Here is a 14,894-nt window from a genome sequence, read left to right as displayed (position 1 = left end):
CCCTCTACATGTGACGATGAGGCATGAACAGTGACAACAGACTGTTCGTGCGAGCGACCGGGCTCATCGTCCTGGTCGCGTTATCGGTTGTCGCACTGCGCAGCTACCTGCCGCCGGACACAAAGGTGCTCCCCCGGCCCGAAGAACCTCGCGCCGAGCCACATTCAATAGCCTTGCAGCTCTTGCTATGTGGTGTCGCAGCCATACTCATCCTGTTGAGTCTGCGGCGGCGGCGCCCGGATATGCCGGTATCGACGGAGAGCCCGTCGTATCTACGGTTCCGGGGTTTGACCCGACGCGAGGCCCTCATCGCGACCGCCAGCGCGCTTGCCCTGGTGGGTGCGACGTGGATGTCGCTCTATCTGAGCAGGCCGACCGGTAATCCACCGGTGCGCGAATCCGTTCCGGGCACTTCCGCGCCGAGTCGGCCCGCGGACGCCCCGCCGCACAAGACACCCGGCGACATGCCGGAACGGGACGAGCCCGGAGTGCCCATGGTGATCTTGGGCGTGATCTTGGCCGGTATTGCCGTCATGGTTTTCGTGTTGCGGCGCAACGACCCGGACCCCGTGGATGCCGACGACGATCCGTCCGGGGAAGCCGGGGCCGCCGATGCCGCACCAGGATCACTGGCTCACCTCGTTGAACTCGGTCTCGCGGAGGTTGCCGAACCGGGGCGCGATCCGCGCGCATCCATCATCGCCTGCTACGCGGCTATGGAGCAGGGGCTCACCGCGGCACCCGAGGCAGCACCACTTGCCTCGGATACCCCTTCGGAAGTGCTGCAGCGTGCGGTCCATCTCGGCGCCCTGCAATCGCAGGCGGGCACTCAGCTTGTCTCCCTCTTTTCCGAGGCCCGATTCAGCCCGCACCGGATGACCCAGACCGATCGTGAGTCCGCGGTGCGTTGGCTGCAGACCGTGTTGGACGACCTGCGGGGTAGGCCATGAAGTGGCTCGTGACGGCCGTGCTGCTGATGGTGATCGTGACCGAGGCCTGTGTGGCTGCCAGCCCGTTGCGCTCGCACACTCTGACGATCACCGGCGCGGTGGTTGCCGTCGCTCTCTATCTGCTGTGGAGGCAGCTGCGGAGCGCGCCGGGGCCCAAGCCGTTACCGCCGGCCGGTCTTGCGGCCGATGAGACCTTGTACCGATGGCTTGCGCGGGCCGAGGCGAGGATCAGCTGGGCGGAGCGGACCCGCGGCGACTGGGATCGGCACCTGCGCCCGCTGATCGCTGCGGACTTCGAGACGGCGGCGGGTCATCGACAGTCGAAAGATCGAGCCGCGCTTGCCGAGACCGGCCGGGTGACGTTTGGCCCGGAGTTGTGGCGTTGGGTCGATCCGAACGGCGCCTCGCATGCGGATCGCGCCGAGCCCGCCCCCGGCCGGGCGGTCCTGCAATCGATACTCGAACGCTTGGAGCAGATGTGACGACACTTCCGGTTTCCGTCGCGACTCAGCACGCAGATGCGGTGTTGACCGAGATCGAGCGGGTGGTGGTCGGGAAACGCGATGCGTTGCAACTGATTCTGCTGACAATTCTGGCGCGCGGGCATGTCCTCATCGAGGATCTGCCGGGCCTGGGTAAGACGCTGATCGCCCGGTCGTTCGCGAGTGCGCTGGGGCTCGATTTCGCCCGGGTGCAATTCACTCCGGACCTGCTGCCTGCCGATCTGCTGGGCTCCACGATCTACGACATGTCGTCCGGGCTGTTCGAGTTTCGGACCGGGCCGATCTTCACGAACCTGCTACTGGCAGATGAGATCAACCGGACCCCGCCGAAGACGCAATCGGCGCTGTTGGAGGCGATGGCGGAGGGTCAGGTAAGCATCGACGGTGAAACTCGCCGACTGCCAGCACCTTTCGTGGTACTGGCAACGGATAATCCCATCGAGTATGAGGGAACGTATCCGCTGCCGGAGGCACAGCTGGATCGATTCGCGATCCGGCTGCAATTGGGTTACCTCAGCGAGGACCTGGAGATCGAGATGCTGCAGCGGCGGCTGAGCCGGGGCTCGGCGCAGCCGACGGTCTCACAGGTGATCGCAGCCGAAGACCTCGTCATGATGCGGGAAGCCGTGGAACACGTTTCGGTGCATCCGGATGTGCTTCGCTACATTGTCGCGCTGGCCGCCGCGACGCGCACGCACTCACATGTCGAGGTGGGTGCCAGTCCGCGTGCCGAACTGGATCTGGTGCAGATGTCGAGGGCCCGCGCCATGCTGCTGGGCCGCGACTTTGTGATTCCCGAGGACGTCAAGGCACTTGCGGTGCCCGCGGTGGCGCACCGGATCAGTCTGCGCCCCGAGATGTGGGTGCGCCGCATCACCGGTGCGCACGTGGTCGACGAGCTGCTGCACCGACTGCCCGTACCGCGAGCGTCCGGATGATCAGTTGGCGCTCGTCTCCGTTGGTGTCGGTGCTGGCCGCGTGCGCCGGGATCGCGTTGACGCTGGCCATGGTGACGGGCCGGTGGCAGCTGGTTGTTTTCGCGGCGCCGTTCATCGGTGTGCTCGTCGGCGCAGCCAAACGACCTGTACCCGCGCGGGTATGGGTCTGCGATGAGTCAGAAACGTTACGGTGCTTGGAGTCTGAGACAGTTACCGTCACCGCCTCGGTGGGGGCGGCGGAACCGGCGGTGGTGCGCAGGCTGCGCGCGGTGCCGGTCGACGGTCTGCAGATCGACGTGGATAAGGCGACGGCGCCCAGCCAGGTGACGATGCATGTGTCGGCGCAACGCTGGGGCCGATACACCCTTGCGGTTGAGGTCCAGACGATGTCGACGTCCGGGCTGTGGGTCGGAGCGCCCGTGACACTGCCCGTGGCCGAGCTGCGGGTGTATCCCTTGGCAGACCCGCAGGACGTCACGCTGCCGCCCGCCGATCTTCCGGACCGCATCGGCACGCATCTGACACGGCATCATGGCCCTGGCGTCGAGTACGCGGATATCCGCGAGTACGTCCCGGGTGACTCACTGCGTACGGTCAATTGGCGGGTCAGTGCACGCCGGGGACGGTTGCATGTCACCGACCGGCTCACCGATCGGGCCGCCGACGTTGTCGTTCTGATCGACACCTACCCTCAACCGTCGGGTCCGGCGACAGTAGCGACGGAGCGGTCCGCACGCGGCGCCGCCCAGCTGGTGCAATCGGTGTTGCAGCGCGGCGACCGGGCGGGCGTGGTCTTGTTGGGCAGTGCCCCGCGATGGCTTACCCCCGATATCGGTCGCCATCAGTTCTATCGCCTACTTGACGCCATTCTCGATGCCGGAGAATGGCATTCGCACAGCAGAAGTGCACTTGCCCCGCGCGCCGCCATGCCACCCAACGCGATCGTGGTGGCATTTTCCACCCTGCTGAACGCCGATTTCGGGCTGGCACTGACCGACCTTCGACGGCGCGGGCACCCGGTGCTGGTCGTCGACGTGCTCGACCGCTCCCCGTTTCGTGAAGAACCTGATCCGATCGTCGCCCGCTGGTGGCGGTTGGAACGCTCACGGATGTACCGCAATATCGCCGTCACGGGAGTCGACGTGGTCGGGTGGAGCCACGACTCCGGACTGGACCACGCCATGCACTTGCTGCCGCGGCGCCCGCGAGTGGGGCGACGCCGGTGAAAGCGGGGGTGGTCGTGGCCGTGCTGTTGGTCATCGGCGTCTTGGCGCGCACTGATATCTCTCCGGTAGTCGCGATGCTCTGCGGTCTGGCCGCGGTGATATGCCTGTCGGCCGCGTATACCCGGCGATGGCCGTCTCAGATCCTTCCCGCACTGCTCTTGGGCTGCGTGGCATTGCTCGCGGCAGCCATACCGGCGGGGCATTCCTCCTGGCTGCCGTTCATTGCACCGGTCGCCATAGTCGGCATCTTTGTTCTCTCCTTGTGGCCGTTTACTCAGGCCAGCGGCGGGGCGGTCGAGTGATAGACCGATCCCGTCGGCGTCGTGATCGCGACCGTATGTCTCCATCCCGGGGACTCCTTCACGTAATTGCACCGCTCGCAGAGGCCGTGACCGTTCTCGAATGAGGTAGCCCCACCCTGAGCGCTACCCACAACATGGTCATGGTGGCGAATCGGGGCATCGCAGTAGGCAGTCCGGCAGGTCTGATCGCGCAGGTCAATCAGCTCCGCCAATCCCTTGGGGAACAACCGACTTCGCGACTCCGCACCGACCAGTGCGCCTGTGCCGCAGTGCCGGTACAGCCGTCGCGCGAGAACCTTCGCGCCGGCGCTGACGGCATCCGATATGAGCCGGCGCGCAACAGCGGCCGGGACGGGACCATGACCTGCGATCGTCGCGGGCTCGACACCTCCGCCCAGTAGCGCCTCATCGGAGATCGTGATGTTCACGCCCACGGGAACCGCCTCGGCCGACGGCACGCCGGTCACCCACTCAACCAAGGTGTCCGCCATGATCTGCCCTTGGCCGCGAACGGGATCCATCGATGCGTCCGCGGCACGTCTGAGAGCCGCGTAGACCGCCACACCCTGTTTCACCGGGAGCAGCGCAGTCAGGTACGTCATGGTGTCGGGAGCCGGACGGATGGATACCCGGCGTTCGTTCTCGGCCCGGCGCGCGCGACGCACCACGGCCTCCGCATCGAGTCGGTAGGCCAGACGTTTCGCCTCCGCCGTCAGGCGGGCATCGCCCATCCCCCGCAGCCGGGACGAGTCCGCGCACATCTCGACGTCGATCTTCTGCCGATCTTCTACGGCAAGGTAAGCGGTTTCGCGCACCAGGATGGTCGCGCGCCATTCATTCAGCGCTCCGCACTCCAACGCCGCAAGCGTGTGGGGCATTTCGTTCACCAGCGCCTTCGCGAAGCCGAGATGACGACCGCCACGAGCCGGCGAATCTTGTCGCGCCAAGGCGATCTCGGTCGCAACGCCCGCTCCTTGGCGTCGTCGTGGTACCCCGGCGGCGGCCTCTTCTTCGCGGCGAGCGCGGTCGAGCAGCACCGCCGCGTGGGCCTGCGCTGCGGCAGCACCTGCTTTCACCCGCTCTAGCTCGGTGATTCGTTCGACGAGCCACGCCGCGCGCACCGCCGGATCACTCTGAGACACATCAGCAACACTACTCGAACATCAGTTCGATACGCATCGACTTCTGTTGTTAACCACAGTCGTTCAACCGCACCGCGAGTTATCCACAATCTTGCCGATTCGTGGACATCGAAGCCTCCGCGCACTACGCGCCCGGGGCCGAGAGCCGCGCCAGTTGCACGGTCGCACCCCGGAGTTCGTCAAGCGAGTCGATGGGGTTGACGTAGCCGACTCGGGTCACGGACCAGCCGCGCGGTGTGCTCACCCGAATGTCCAACCCGTATCGGTCCGCTCCCTCACAACGAGCCTCCGTGGCGTCCGGGTATCCACCCAATCGTTGTGCCATCGCGAGCAGCGCCTGCCCGTGGTCGTCGTTGAGGTGGCTGACCGCACCGGCGGCCTTCGTCGACACGGGATCGGGTGCGGCCGAGTCGTAATCGGCGCCGCTGGCCGAGTCCATGCGGCCGTAGCCGCCCACCCAGCGCACGCGTTCGACATCCAGAATCCAGACGGCGAAATCGCTGTAGTCGATGTAGTACCGCGCCGCGGGCACTGCCGCGATGTGCGCCTCGCGAGCCGCCGACAACTCCTCGGCGCTGGGCCGCCGCACCTTCCCGGCGAGGGTGATCCGGGTATTGGCCAACGGATCCTCTGGCGCGTTGGGCGCCACGATGGACAGGCTGGCCCTGGCATCACGTATCAGGTTGCGTCCGTGTTCGGCCATCTGCGATACGCAGAGCACGGGTGCTCCGCCCAGCAACCCATAGGTGACCAACGAGGCCCACGGGTCACCGTCGGCAGACAAACTCGCCAGCGTCGCGGTGTTCGTAGACGCCGCGACCGTTCTGGCCTCCTCGGCGGCCGAGGGCCGGGCCGGGTTGGCGACGTCTTCCAGGGGCGGGGCAATGGTGGGCGCATCGCCCGGATCACCGTGATCACGAGAAGCCATGGCGACAGCCTAAGTCAGGTATGAGGTCTCGTTGACGAGTCGCACCGATGCCGGCCCGTCGGAATAGAACTCGGCGATGCTCAGCGATGCCAGATCGAGGTGCAGCCGATACAGCAGGCTCGGTCCGGCGTCCAGCGCCAGACGCAGCAGCGTCTTGATCGGCGTGACATGTGAGACCACCAAAACCGTTGCACCGCCGTACTCGGCGATGATCCGATTGCGTGCGCGCCGCACTCGATGATGGACGGTGTCGAAGCTCTCCCCTTCCGGCGGAGTCACCGACGTGTCGCTGAGCCACTGCGCGTGCAGCTCCGGATCGCGCTCGGAGGCCTCCGAGAACGTCAAACCCTCCCACTTGCCGAAGTCGGTCTCGATCAGATCGTCATCGACGGTCAACGGAACTCCCAGCGCGTCGGCGGCCGCGGCGGCGGTCTCCTTGGCGCGACCCAACGGGGAGCTGATGACGGCGGCGATGCCGCCGCGGCTCGCGAGATAGCGCGCCGCATTCGCGGCCTGCTCACGCCCCAGTGCGGTCAACTCGGGATTTCCACGTCCCGAGTAGCGGCGCTGCACCGATAGTTCGGTCTGGCCGTGACGCAGCAGCAGCATTCGGGTGGGCTTGCCGCGCGCACCCGTCCAGCCCGGCGCGGCATCGACGGCCTTGGTTTCGTTGGACTCCTTGGGTTCCTTCGGCTTCTTAGGCGCCTTGGGCTCGATGGCGCTCGCGCGGTCCATCGCCTCGTTGGCCAGCCGGTCGGCATGCTTGTTGCGTTCCCGGGGTATCCACCGATAGCTGACGGATTCGAACTGCATCGCGGCGGTGACGGCCTGCTGGTACAGCGTGATCAGGTCGGGGTGTTTGACCTTCCAGCGGCCGGACATCTGCTCAACGACAAGTTTGGAGTCCATGGAGACGCTGACATCGGTGGCGCCCAGGCGTGCTGCCTCCGCCAATCCCGCTATCAAACCGCGATATTCGGCCACATTGTTGGTGGCGTGCCCGATCGCCTCGCAGGCCTCCCCCAACACCGTCTCGTGATCGGGTGCGAACACCACGGCGCCATATCCCGCCAATCCGGGGTTGCCGCGCGAACCACCGTCAGCTTCGACGAGAACTCTCACGGGCGCACCAGGATCGCGCTGCATTCGGAGCACCGCAGTACCTCGTCGACATCGGCGGCGGAGATTCGGGCCAGCTCACCGCGGTCCAACTCGATACGGCACGCACCGCACTTGTTGCCCTGCAACAGCCCCGCTCCCGCACCCCCCGAACGGCGCTGCCGTTCATAGGTTTCCAGCAGCGGCCCGTCGATGGAGGACGACAGGCCGTCCCGACGCTGCCTGATCTGGTTCTCCTCGGCGTCGGTGTCGATGGCAACCGCACGCTGGATGCGTTCGATCTCCGCCACCCTGTCCGCGAGCTTGTCGGCATTGGCCTGCGCCGAAATCTGTTGGGCCTGCAGCTCCTCACGGCGCTCCATCAATTCCAGCTCCGAGTCCTCCAGGCTGGACTGACGACGCTCAAGGGTGTCGAGCTCGTGCTGAATATCGGTGAGTTCCTTCGGGTTCACACTGCCCGAGGCCAGCAGGGAGCGGTCACGGTCCTCCCGCTGACGGACGGCAGTGACCTCGGCATCCAGCTTGGCCACCTGTACATCCAGGTCCTCCAAGGCGATGCCGAGCGCGCCCACCTCGTCGAGGATTGTCCGTTGTTGCGCCTGCAATTCTCCGTGTTCCTGCCGTTCCGGCGGATTCGCCCGCCGGTGCGCGATGCGCGTCAATTCTGCATCCACCGATGCCAGGTCTACCAGCAGACGTTGTTGTGCCGGATTGGCTTTCATGCCTTAACTCCTAATGTCCACGGGTCGGTGCGTATCGGTGAGATCTTGGTCGTCAACTTCTTCCCGAATTCCGTGTCGAGCACCCGCGCCGCCTGGGCGCACCACGGAAATTCACTGGCCCAATGCGCCACGTCGACGAGTGCAACGCTACTTGCCCGTACGTGCTCATCTGCGGGATGGTGCCGCAGATCCGCGGTGAGGTAGGCGTCCACCCCGGATCCGATGGCGGCGCTCAGTAACGAATCGCCGGCGCCACCACAGACGGCGACGGTCTTGATCAACGCGTCCGGATCCCCGGCGGCGCGGGTTCCCCACACGGTTTCCGGCAGAGCGGCACCCACACGGGATACAAAGTCGCGTAAGGATTCTGGTTCGGCGAGCACACCCACGCGCCCCAAACCGGTGCCCGCCGGGGCCGGTGCCATGGGCAGCACGTCGATGGCCGGCACCTCGTAGGGGTGCGCGGCGTGGATCGCCGCGAACAGGGCGCAGCGCAGCCGGGACGGAGCCACCATTTCCACTCTGTCCTCGACAACCTGCTCGACGACGCCATGGGCACCGATGGTGGGGTCCGAACCATCCAACGGCCGGAACTGGCCGGTGCCGGTGACGCGCCAGGAGCAGTCGGAGTAGGCACCGATATGCCCGGCACCCGCGTCGAACATGGCACGGCGCACCGTATCCACGGACTCCGTCGGCACGAACACCACCCATTTGTCGTAGTCGGCGAACTGCGGCGCCAGCACCGAGGTCACCGTCAGCTCCAGGGCTTCGGCAAGCGCGTCGGACACACCGGGGTTCGCCGAGTCGGCATTGGTGTGCGCGGTGAACAATGCACCGCCGGAACGGATGAGGCGATGAATCAACGCGCCCTTGGGGGTGCTGGCTGCCACTGTGTCCACACCGCGCAGTAGCAGCGGATGGTGCGCCAACAGCAGATGTGAACCGGTGTTGTCCATCTCGTCGAGTACCGATGCCGTCGCATCAACGGCCACGGTCACCGCGTCGATCTGTTGGTCTGGATCACCACAGACCAAACCCACCGAATCCCAGGATTCGGCGAGCGCGGGCGGATACGCCGCATCGAGCACGCCGATGATGTCCGCGAGCCGCACACCCACTACAGAATCTCCTTCATCGCTTGCACCAGCTCCGGCCACTCGGATCGCACCGCCACCCGCAGGTAATCTCCGTCGAGCCCCACAAAGGTGTCGCAACGACGGACAGCGATGTTATTGACCGCCAGCCCTTTTCGCATCAATTCCGCATCGGGCACAGCCACCAGCAGGAACGGTGCGAACGCATCGGTGACCGTCAGCCCCAGGCCGCGCAGGGCCTCGGCCTGCTCACGGCGCGTCTCGACAAGACGCTGCGCGTCCTGCGCGGCATGTGCGATCGCTTCCGGGGTATTGCAGGCGAAGAGAGCCTCGAGTTGCAGTGTGCCCAAGGGCCAATGCGCACGACCATGCGCGAGCCTGCCCAGCACCTCGGGATCACCGATGGCGTAGCCGGCACGCAATCCCGCCAGCGCCCACGTCTTGGTGAGGCTGCGCAGCACAACAAGCCCGGGCAGTCGGTGTCCGGCCAACGACTCCGACTCACCGGGCACAGCATCCATGAAGGCCTCGTCGACCACGAGGGCCCGCCCGGGACTACCCAACGCGAGTAGATCAGCGCGGCGGTGCAGCACCGAGGTCGGGTTGGTGGGGTTCCCGATGACCACCAGGTCGGCCTCCGCGGGAGCCTGATGAGACCCGAGAGTGAATGGTGGCGGCAACACCACGTGGTCGATGGGGACACCCGCCTCGGCAAGGACTGCTTCCGGTTCGGTGAAGCCCGGCGCGAACACCGCGGCCCGTCGCGGGTTCAGCCGGGGCAGCATCGCGAAGCCCTCGGCGGCACCGGCCAGCAGCAAAACCTCGTCGGCCGTTCGGCCATGTCGTTCGGCGATCGCCGCGATGGCGCGCTCCTCATCGGCCCGGCGCGGGTAGCCGCCCAGGTCATCGAGCCGGGAGGCGAGGCGGTCGCGCAGCCACTGCGGCGGCGCGGCAGCGCGCACGTTCACAGCGAAGTCCAGGACGCCGGGGGTCAGCGCCTGGTCGCCGTGGTAGCGCACTCCCTTTCGCGGCCCAGTCATGTCTCGACACTAATGTAGGGGGGGTGGCTCCTCCGATGCTGGTGATCTTCGATCTCGACGGCACCTTGACCGATTCTGCACCGGGGATCGTCTCCAGTTTCCGTCACGCGCTCAGCCAAGTCGGCGCCCCCGAACCCACCGGCGATATCGCGTCGCGGGTGGTGGGACCACCCATGCACATCACCCTCGGCTCGATGGGGCTCGGCGACCGCGCCGACGACGCGATTGCCGCCTACCGCGCCGACTACGGCGAACGTGGATGGGCCGTCAACCAGATGTTCGACGGCATCCACGACGTGCTGACCGGCCTGCACGAGGCCGGGGTGCCCATGGTGGTGGCTACGTCTAAGTCCGAGCCGATCGCGGCACGCATCCTGGAGCATTTCGGCCTTGCCGAGTTTTTCCAGGTGATCGCGGGCGCGAGCCCGGACGGCGTGCGGTCCAGCAAGGCCGATGTGATCGCCCACGCGCTGTCCCAGCTGGATGAGGTTCCGGCGACCGGCGTGGTCATGGTCGGCGACCGGGTGCACGATGTGGAGGGCGCGGCCGCCCACGGTATCGGCACCGTCGTCGTCGACTGGGGCTATGGAGCAACGGATTTCGACGGCGATCCCGGCGAACTTGCCGAATGGATCATCGGACGCGTCGGCACCCCGCAGGAATTGCGTGAGGAACTTCATGTCTGAGTTTCACGTCACCTTCGTATGCACCGGCAATATCTGCCGCTCCCCCATCGCCGAAAAGATGCTGGCGCACCAGCTCGCCGAGCGTGGTCTTGCCGATCGGGTCCGCGTCAGCAGCGCCGGTACCGGAGACTGGCATGCCGGACAGCCCGCCGACGAACGCGCGGCCAGCGTGCTGGCCGAATACGGCTATCCGACGGATCACCGCGCGGCCCAGGTAGATGACGATCATTTGAGCGCCGATCTCATCATCGCCCTGGCACGCAACCACTCCCGGATGCTGCTGCACCTGGGAGCCGACCCCGAGCGAGTGCGGCTGCTGCGGTCTTTCGATCCACGAGCCAGCCGGGCCGCCATGGACGTCGAGGATCCGTATTACGGGGGCCGCGAGGATTTCGTGGACGTGCTGTCGGTCATCGAGGCCGCGATGCCCGGCCTGCACGAGTGGGTCGACCAGACACTCGCGGAGCGAGAGAACAGCTGATGCGACGGCTCGCGTTCCTGCTGCGCCCGGGATGGATTGCCCTGGCGCTGGTGGTCGTCGCCTTCGCATACCTGTGCTTCACGGTGTTGGCTCCCTGGCAGCTGGGCAAGAACACAAAGACTTCGCGGGAGAACAACCGCATCGCCCTTTCGGTGAGCGCCGACCCGGTGCCACTGAAAGATGAGCTACGGCCTGACCATTCGATGCCCGAGGACTCCGAATGGCGTCGCGTGACGGCGACCGGTCACTATCTGCCGGACCGCCAAGTGCTCGCCCGGCTGCGGGTAATCGATGCCAAGCCGGCCTATGAAGCGCTGACGGTGTTCCAGGTCGACGGTGGTCCCGCGATTCTGGTGGATCGCGGCTATGTGCGTCCCGAGCAGGGCACCAGCGCGCCACCGGTACCCGCCGCTCCAACCGGGCAGGTGACCATCAACGCGCGGCTGCGGGAATCCGAACAACAGTCGGAGAAGGCACCGTTCCTGGAAAACGGTGAATACCAGGTGTATTCGATCGTTCCCGGGCAGGTCGCGACGCTGCTGAAGACTCCGCTTGCGGGGCCGTATCTGCAGCTCTCGGAGAATCAACCGGGCGGCTTGGGGGCAATCCCCCTGCCGCAGCTGGACGCCGGACCGTTCCTGTCGTACGGCATTCAGTGGATCGCATTCGGGATTCTGGCGCCAATCGGATTGGGGTACTTCGTGTTCTCCGAAATCAAGCAGCGCCGCGCTGCCGCCGCTGCGGTGAAGGCCGCGAAGCCCGGGGTGCCGAAGACTGCCGAGGAGCGGTTGGCCGACCGTTACGGACGGCGCTGACGTAGCGCCACAAGCACCGCGATAACAGCCGTTAGGTGCTGGACGGCGCGCGAAAGCCGAGCTGCCTCATACACATCCCCCACCCTGGGTGCGGCGCCGCGCCCCAAGGTGGGACGGACCTCCTCGCCATACGGATACCGAACCGGGCCGCCCAGACGTACACCGAGAGCACCGGCGAATGCCGCCTCGGCGACGCCGGCGTTGGGACTGGGGTGGCGATGCCCGTCGCGCAGGCAGACGCGCAGCGCGGCGACCGCTGAGCCCCCGAGAAAGGGGGCCACGATCGCTGTGGCGAGCGCGGTGACCCTGGCCGGGAGCAGGTTGACCACGTCGTCCAACCTCGCTGCCGCCCAGCCGAATCGTAGGTATCGGGCCGACTTGTGGCCGATCATCGCGTCCAGGGTGTTGGCCGCGCGGTAGGCCAGCACTCCGGGCACTCCGGCGAGGGCTGCCCATACCAATGGGCCGGTGTGAGCGTCGGACGTGTTCTCGGCCAAGGATTCCACGGTGGCGCGAGCGATACCGTCGACGTCGAGCAGGCTCGGGTCCCGGCCGCACAGGGATGGCAGCAGCGCGCGTGCGCCGTCGATGTCGTCGTCATACAGGTGGTCCGACATCCGGGCACCGACTCTAACCAGGGAGGTCCCGCCGAGCGTGGCCCACGTCGCGACGGCGGTCACGACGACAGTGGCCGTCGCGGAGCGGCGTGCCGCACGTTCGGCGGCCCACCCGGCGACGGTGACAGCGGTCAGCAGCGCGGTGGTGTGGGCCGCACCGGCGAGCTTGGTGTCCCGGTAGGTGTGCGACTCCAGCGCCGCGGCGGCTTGCCCGAAACCGGCGACCGGGTGAAACCGCTGTGGGTCGCCAAAGCGCAGGTCCAGGGCGTAGCCGAGGGCTATGCCCGCGGCGCGAAATCCTCGGCGCGACACGCGAACACCCTATAGAATTTGCTGTGCAATGAAGCACTCGCCTGCCAGGCTTGTGGACCTGGTGAATCCCGCGTCGCTGCTGTTGCCTGCCTCGAACGTGATCATGCAGCTCGCACATCCTGGTGTCGGATACGGAGTGCTGGAGAGCCCCGTCGACAGCGGTAACGTCTACAAGCATCCGTTCAAACGGGCGCGGACCACCGGGATGTTTCTGGCCGTCGCGACGATGGGCAGCCAGCAGGACCGCGCGGTGATGAAGCGCGGTGTCGACGCGGTGCACCGGCGAGTGCGTTCGACGTCTACCAGCCCGGTGAAGTACAACGCCTTCGATCCTGGTCTGCAACTGTGGGTGGCGGCGTGTCTGTACCAGTACTACGTGCAGGCCTACGAGTCGCTACACGGTCCCCTCGATGACGAGACAGCCGACGAGATCTATCGCGACGGCGCACGGATCGGTACGGCCTTGCAGGTGCGTCCCGAGCAGTGGCCGCCGGATCGGGATGCGTTCAACGACTACTGGAAACGCTCCCTCGACGAGCTGCGTATCGATGAGCCGGTGCGCGAGCATCTGCTGGGTGTCGCGTCGTTCAAGATGCTGCCCTGGCCGCTGCGGGCGGCGGGGAGGTTCAATCTGTTTGCCACCAAAGGGTTTCTGCCGCAGCAGTTCCGGGAGTTGTTACAGGTTCCGTGGTCGGATCGCGACCAGCGCCGGTTTGATGCGCTGCTGAGCGCGCTGCGGATCGCCGATCGGATGGTGCCCGCGCAGCTGTGGACGTTGTCCTACTCCGTGCTCATCTGGGACATGCGATTGCGCGAGCGGATGGGTAAGCAGGTCGTCTAGGCTCGCAGACGTGCAGATTCTCACCGCGTGGCGTCGTTTGGACGAGGGTCAGAGGCGCAGCGTCATCGGAATGAGTGTTGCGGTAGGCGCCCTGCACGTCCTGGGCTGGGGCATGCTGCTCTTCCTCGTTGCACCCGCTCATTTCACGGTGCAGGGCAGCGTGTTCGGGGTGGGGCTGGGTGTCACGGCGTACACGCTGGGCATGAGGCATGCCTTTGACGCCGACCACATCGCGGCGATCGACAACACCACCCACAAGCTGGTAGCCGATGGCAGGCGCCCGATGTCGGTGGGTTTCTGGTTCTCGCTGGGACATTCGTCGATCGTGTTCATCATGGTCGGGCTGCTGGCGCTCGGCGTTAAGACGTTGGCGGCCAATGTTTCCGACGAAAACTCGTCACTGCAGCAGTGGACGGGTGTGTTCGGGACGGCGGTGTCCGGAACGTTCTTGTTGTTGATCGGGTTGCTCAACCTGGCGTCGCTGATCGGGATCTACCGGATTGCCCAGCGGATGCGCGGCGGCGAGGTCGACGAGGCAGCGTTGGAGCGCGAGCTGTCCAATCGCGGTGGGTTGAACCGGCTTTTCGGGCCCCTGATGGCGGCGATCCGCAAGCCCTGGCAGATGTATCCGGTGGGCCTGTTGTTCGGGTTGGGCTTCGACACGGTGACCGAGGTGTCACTGCTGGTGATCGCCGGCGGGGCCGCGGTGACCGGGCTGCCCTGGTACGCCATCTTGGTACTGCCCATTCTGTTCAGTGCCGGGATGTCACTGTTCGATTCGCTCGATGGGTCGCTGATGAACTTCGCCTATGACTGGGCGTTCCAAGAGCCCGCACGCAAGATCTACTACAACCTGGTGATTACCGGGTTGTCGGTGACGGTGGCCGTGCTGATCGGATCGCAGGAGATCATTTCGATTCTCACCGAGAAGCTGAACATCACGACGGGTCCGCTGGCTGCGGTGGGCGGACTGGATCTGGCCGCGATGGGTTATGTGATCGTGGCGTTGTTCATCGTGACGTGGGCGTTGGCCGCGCTGGGCTGGCGATACACCGGAGTGCGCAGACGCTGGGGTGGGTAGTCGAGTTGGCATACTCGCCGAAATTCGATGGAACCGATCCGGAACGATCGACGTCCTATACACATACGATGAACCTGACCTGGCCAAATCCGGC

Annotated in this window: 17 protein-coding genes; 10 read left to right on the top strand and 7 right to left on the bottom strand. The window is 66.0% G+C overall.

The window, feature by feature from the left end:
* Positions 1 to 23: 23 nt before the first annotated feature.
* The 5 genes from MSTE_RS09115 to MSTE_RS09095 are packed head-to-tail and all read left to right on the top strand — an operon-like array spanning position 24 to position 3,919.
* Positions 24 to 950, top strand: coding sequence for a DUF4129 domain-containing protein (locus tag MSTE_RS09115; RefSeq protein ID WP_096500624.1), 927 nt, complete (start codon positions 24 to 26; stop codon positions 948 to 950).
* A complete protein-coding gene (locus MSTE_RS09110; RefSeq protein ID WP_096500622.1) occupies positions 947 to 1,432 on the top strand; it encodes a hypothetical protein in 486 nt (161 codons plus the stop codon). Before MSTE_RS09115 ends, MSTE_RS09110 begins: the two co-directional genes overlap by 4 nt.
* Entirely contained in the window at positions 1,429 to 2,391 is a 963-nt protein-coding gene (locus MSTE_RS09105) for an AAA family ATPase (protein WP_096500620.1), read from the top strand. The genes MSTE_RS09110 and MSTE_RS09105 overlap by 4 nt, the downstream gene beginning before the upstream one ends.
* Entirely contained in the window at positions 2,388 to 3,617 is a 1,230-nt protein-coding gene (locus MSTE_RS09100; RefSeq protein WP_096500618.1) for a DUF58 domain-containing protein, read from the top strand. Before MSTE_RS09105 ends, MSTE_RS09100 begins: the two co-directional genes overlap by 4 nt.
* Entirely contained in the window at positions 3,614 to 3,919 is a 306-nt protein-coding gene (locus MSTE_RS09095; RefSeq protein WP_096500615.1) for a hypothetical protein, read from the top strand. The genes MSTE_RS09100 and MSTE_RS09095 overlap by 4 nt, the downstream gene beginning before the upstream one ends.
* Here the strand turns inward: MSTE_RS09095 and MSTE_RS09090 are convergent.
* The 6 genes from MSTE_RS09090 to cobC form a co-directional block, all read right to left on the bottom strand.
* Positions 3,892 to 5,061 carry an HNH endonuclease gene (locus MSTE_RS09090; RefSeq protein ID WP_096500613.1) on the bottom strand — a complete coding sequence of 390 codons (1,170 nt, stop codon included), beginning with the start codon at positions 5,059 to 5,061 and terminating at the stop codon, positions 3,892 to 3,894. The genes MSTE_RS09095 and MSTE_RS09090 overlap by 28 nt on opposite strands.
* A gap of 124 nt (positions 5,062 to 5,185) precedes the next feature.
* The gene (locus MSTE_RS09085) at positions 5,186 to 5,989 is read right to left on the bottom strand and encodes a HugZ family pyridoxamine 5'-phosphate oxidase (RefSeq protein ID WP_096500611.1); all 804 of its coding nucleotides are present in this window, start codon (positions 5,987 to 5,989) and stop codon (positions 5,186 to 5,188) included.
* A 9-nt stretch (positions 5,990 to 5,998) separates the two neighbouring features.
* Positions 5,999 to 7,111: a bifunctional RNase H/acid phosphatase gene (locus tag MSTE_RS09080; protein ID WP_096505643.1), complete on the bottom strand. Its 1,113-nt coding sequence runs from the start codon at positions 7,109 to 7,111 to the stop codon at positions 5,999 to 6,001.
* A complete protein-coding gene (locus MSTE_RS09075) occupies positions 7,108 to 7,830 on the bottom strand; it encodes a zinc ribbon domain-containing protein (protein WP_096500609.1) in 723 nt (240 codons plus the stop codon). The genes MSTE_RS09080 and MSTE_RS09075 overlap by 4 nt, the downstream gene beginning before the upstream one ends.
* Entirely contained in the window at positions 7,827 to 8,951 is a 1,125-nt protein-coding gene (locus MSTE_RS09070; protein WP_096500607.1) for a Nif3-like dinuclear metal center hexameric protein, read from the bottom strand. Before MSTE_RS09070 ends, MSTE_RS09075 begins: the two co-directional genes overlap by 4 nt.
* Positions 8,951 to 9,967: an Rv2231c family pyridoxal phosphate-dependent protein CobC gene (gene cobC / locus MSTE_RS09065; protein ID WP_096500605.1), complete on the bottom strand. Its 1,017-nt coding sequence runs from the start codon at positions 9,965 to 9,967 to the stop codon at positions 8,951 to 8,953. The genes MSTE_RS09070 and cobC overlap by 1 nt, the downstream gene beginning before the upstream one ends.
* Positions 9,968 to 10,002: 35 nt before the next feature.
* Between cobC and MSTE_RS09060 the strand changes: the two genes are divergently transcribed.
* From MSTE_RS09060 to MSTE_RS09050, 3 genes are read left to right on the top strand one after another with little or no spacing between them, the layout of a single operon-like run.
* Positions 10,003 to 10,653 carry an HAD-IA family hydrolase gene (locus MSTE_RS09060; protein ID WP_096500603.1) on the top strand — a complete coding sequence of 217 codons (651 nt, stop codon included), beginning with the start codon at positions 10,003 to 10,005 and terminating at the stop codon, positions 10,651 to 10,653.
* Entirely contained in the window at positions 10,646 to 11,134 is a 489-nt protein-coding gene (locus MSTE_RS09055) for a low molecular weight protein-tyrosine-phosphatase (protein WP_096500601.1), read from the top strand. Before MSTE_RS09060 ends, MSTE_RS09055 begins: the two co-directional genes overlap by 8 nt.
* Positions 11,134 to 11,949 carry an SURF1 family cytochrome oxidase biogenesis protein gene (locus MSTE_RS09050; RefSeq protein WP_096500599.1) on the top strand — a complete coding sequence of 272 codons (816 nt, stop codon included), beginning with the start codon at positions 11,134 to 11,136 and terminating at the stop codon, positions 11,947 to 11,949. The genes MSTE_RS09055 and MSTE_RS09050 overlap by 1 nt, the downstream gene beginning before the upstream one ends.
* Here the strand turns inward: MSTE_RS09050 and MSTE_RS09045 are convergent.
* Complete coding sequence (locus MSTE_RS09045; RefSeq protein WP_096500597.1) at positions 11,934 to 12,878, bottom strand: cobalamin biosynthesis protein; 945 nt, start codon at positions 12,876 to 12,878, stop codon at positions 11,934 to 11,936. The two genes, MSTE_RS09050 and MSTE_RS09045, sit on opposite strands and share 16 nt — an antisense overlap.
* 28 nt (positions 12,879 to 12,906) lie before the next feature.
* Between MSTE_RS09045 and MSTE_RS09040 the strand changes: the two genes are divergently transcribed.
* Positions 12,907 to 13,719, top strand: coding sequence for an oxygenase MpaB family protein (locus MSTE_RS09040; protein WP_096500595.1), 813 nt, complete (start codon positions 12,907 to 12,909; stop codon positions 13,717 to 13,719).
* 37 nt (positions 13,720 to 13,756) lie between these two features.
* Complete coding sequence (gene nicT / locus MSTE_RS09035; protein ID WP_197704800.1) at positions 13,757 to 14,800, top strand: Nickel transporter NicT; 1,044 nt, start codon at positions 13,757 to 13,759, stop codon at positions 14,798 to 14,800.
* Positions 14,801 to 14,894: the final 94 nt, after the last annotated feature.

The sequence above is a fragment of the [Mycobacterium] stephanolepidis genome, from assembly GCF_002356335.1.
GTDB classification, from domain to species: Bacteria; Actinomycetota; Actinomycetes; order Mycobacteriales; family Mycobacteriaceae; genus Mycobacterium; species Mycobacterium stephanolepidis.
Note: the sequence above shows the minus strand (reverse complement) of the source record. Positions and strands in the feature narration are given on the sequence as shown.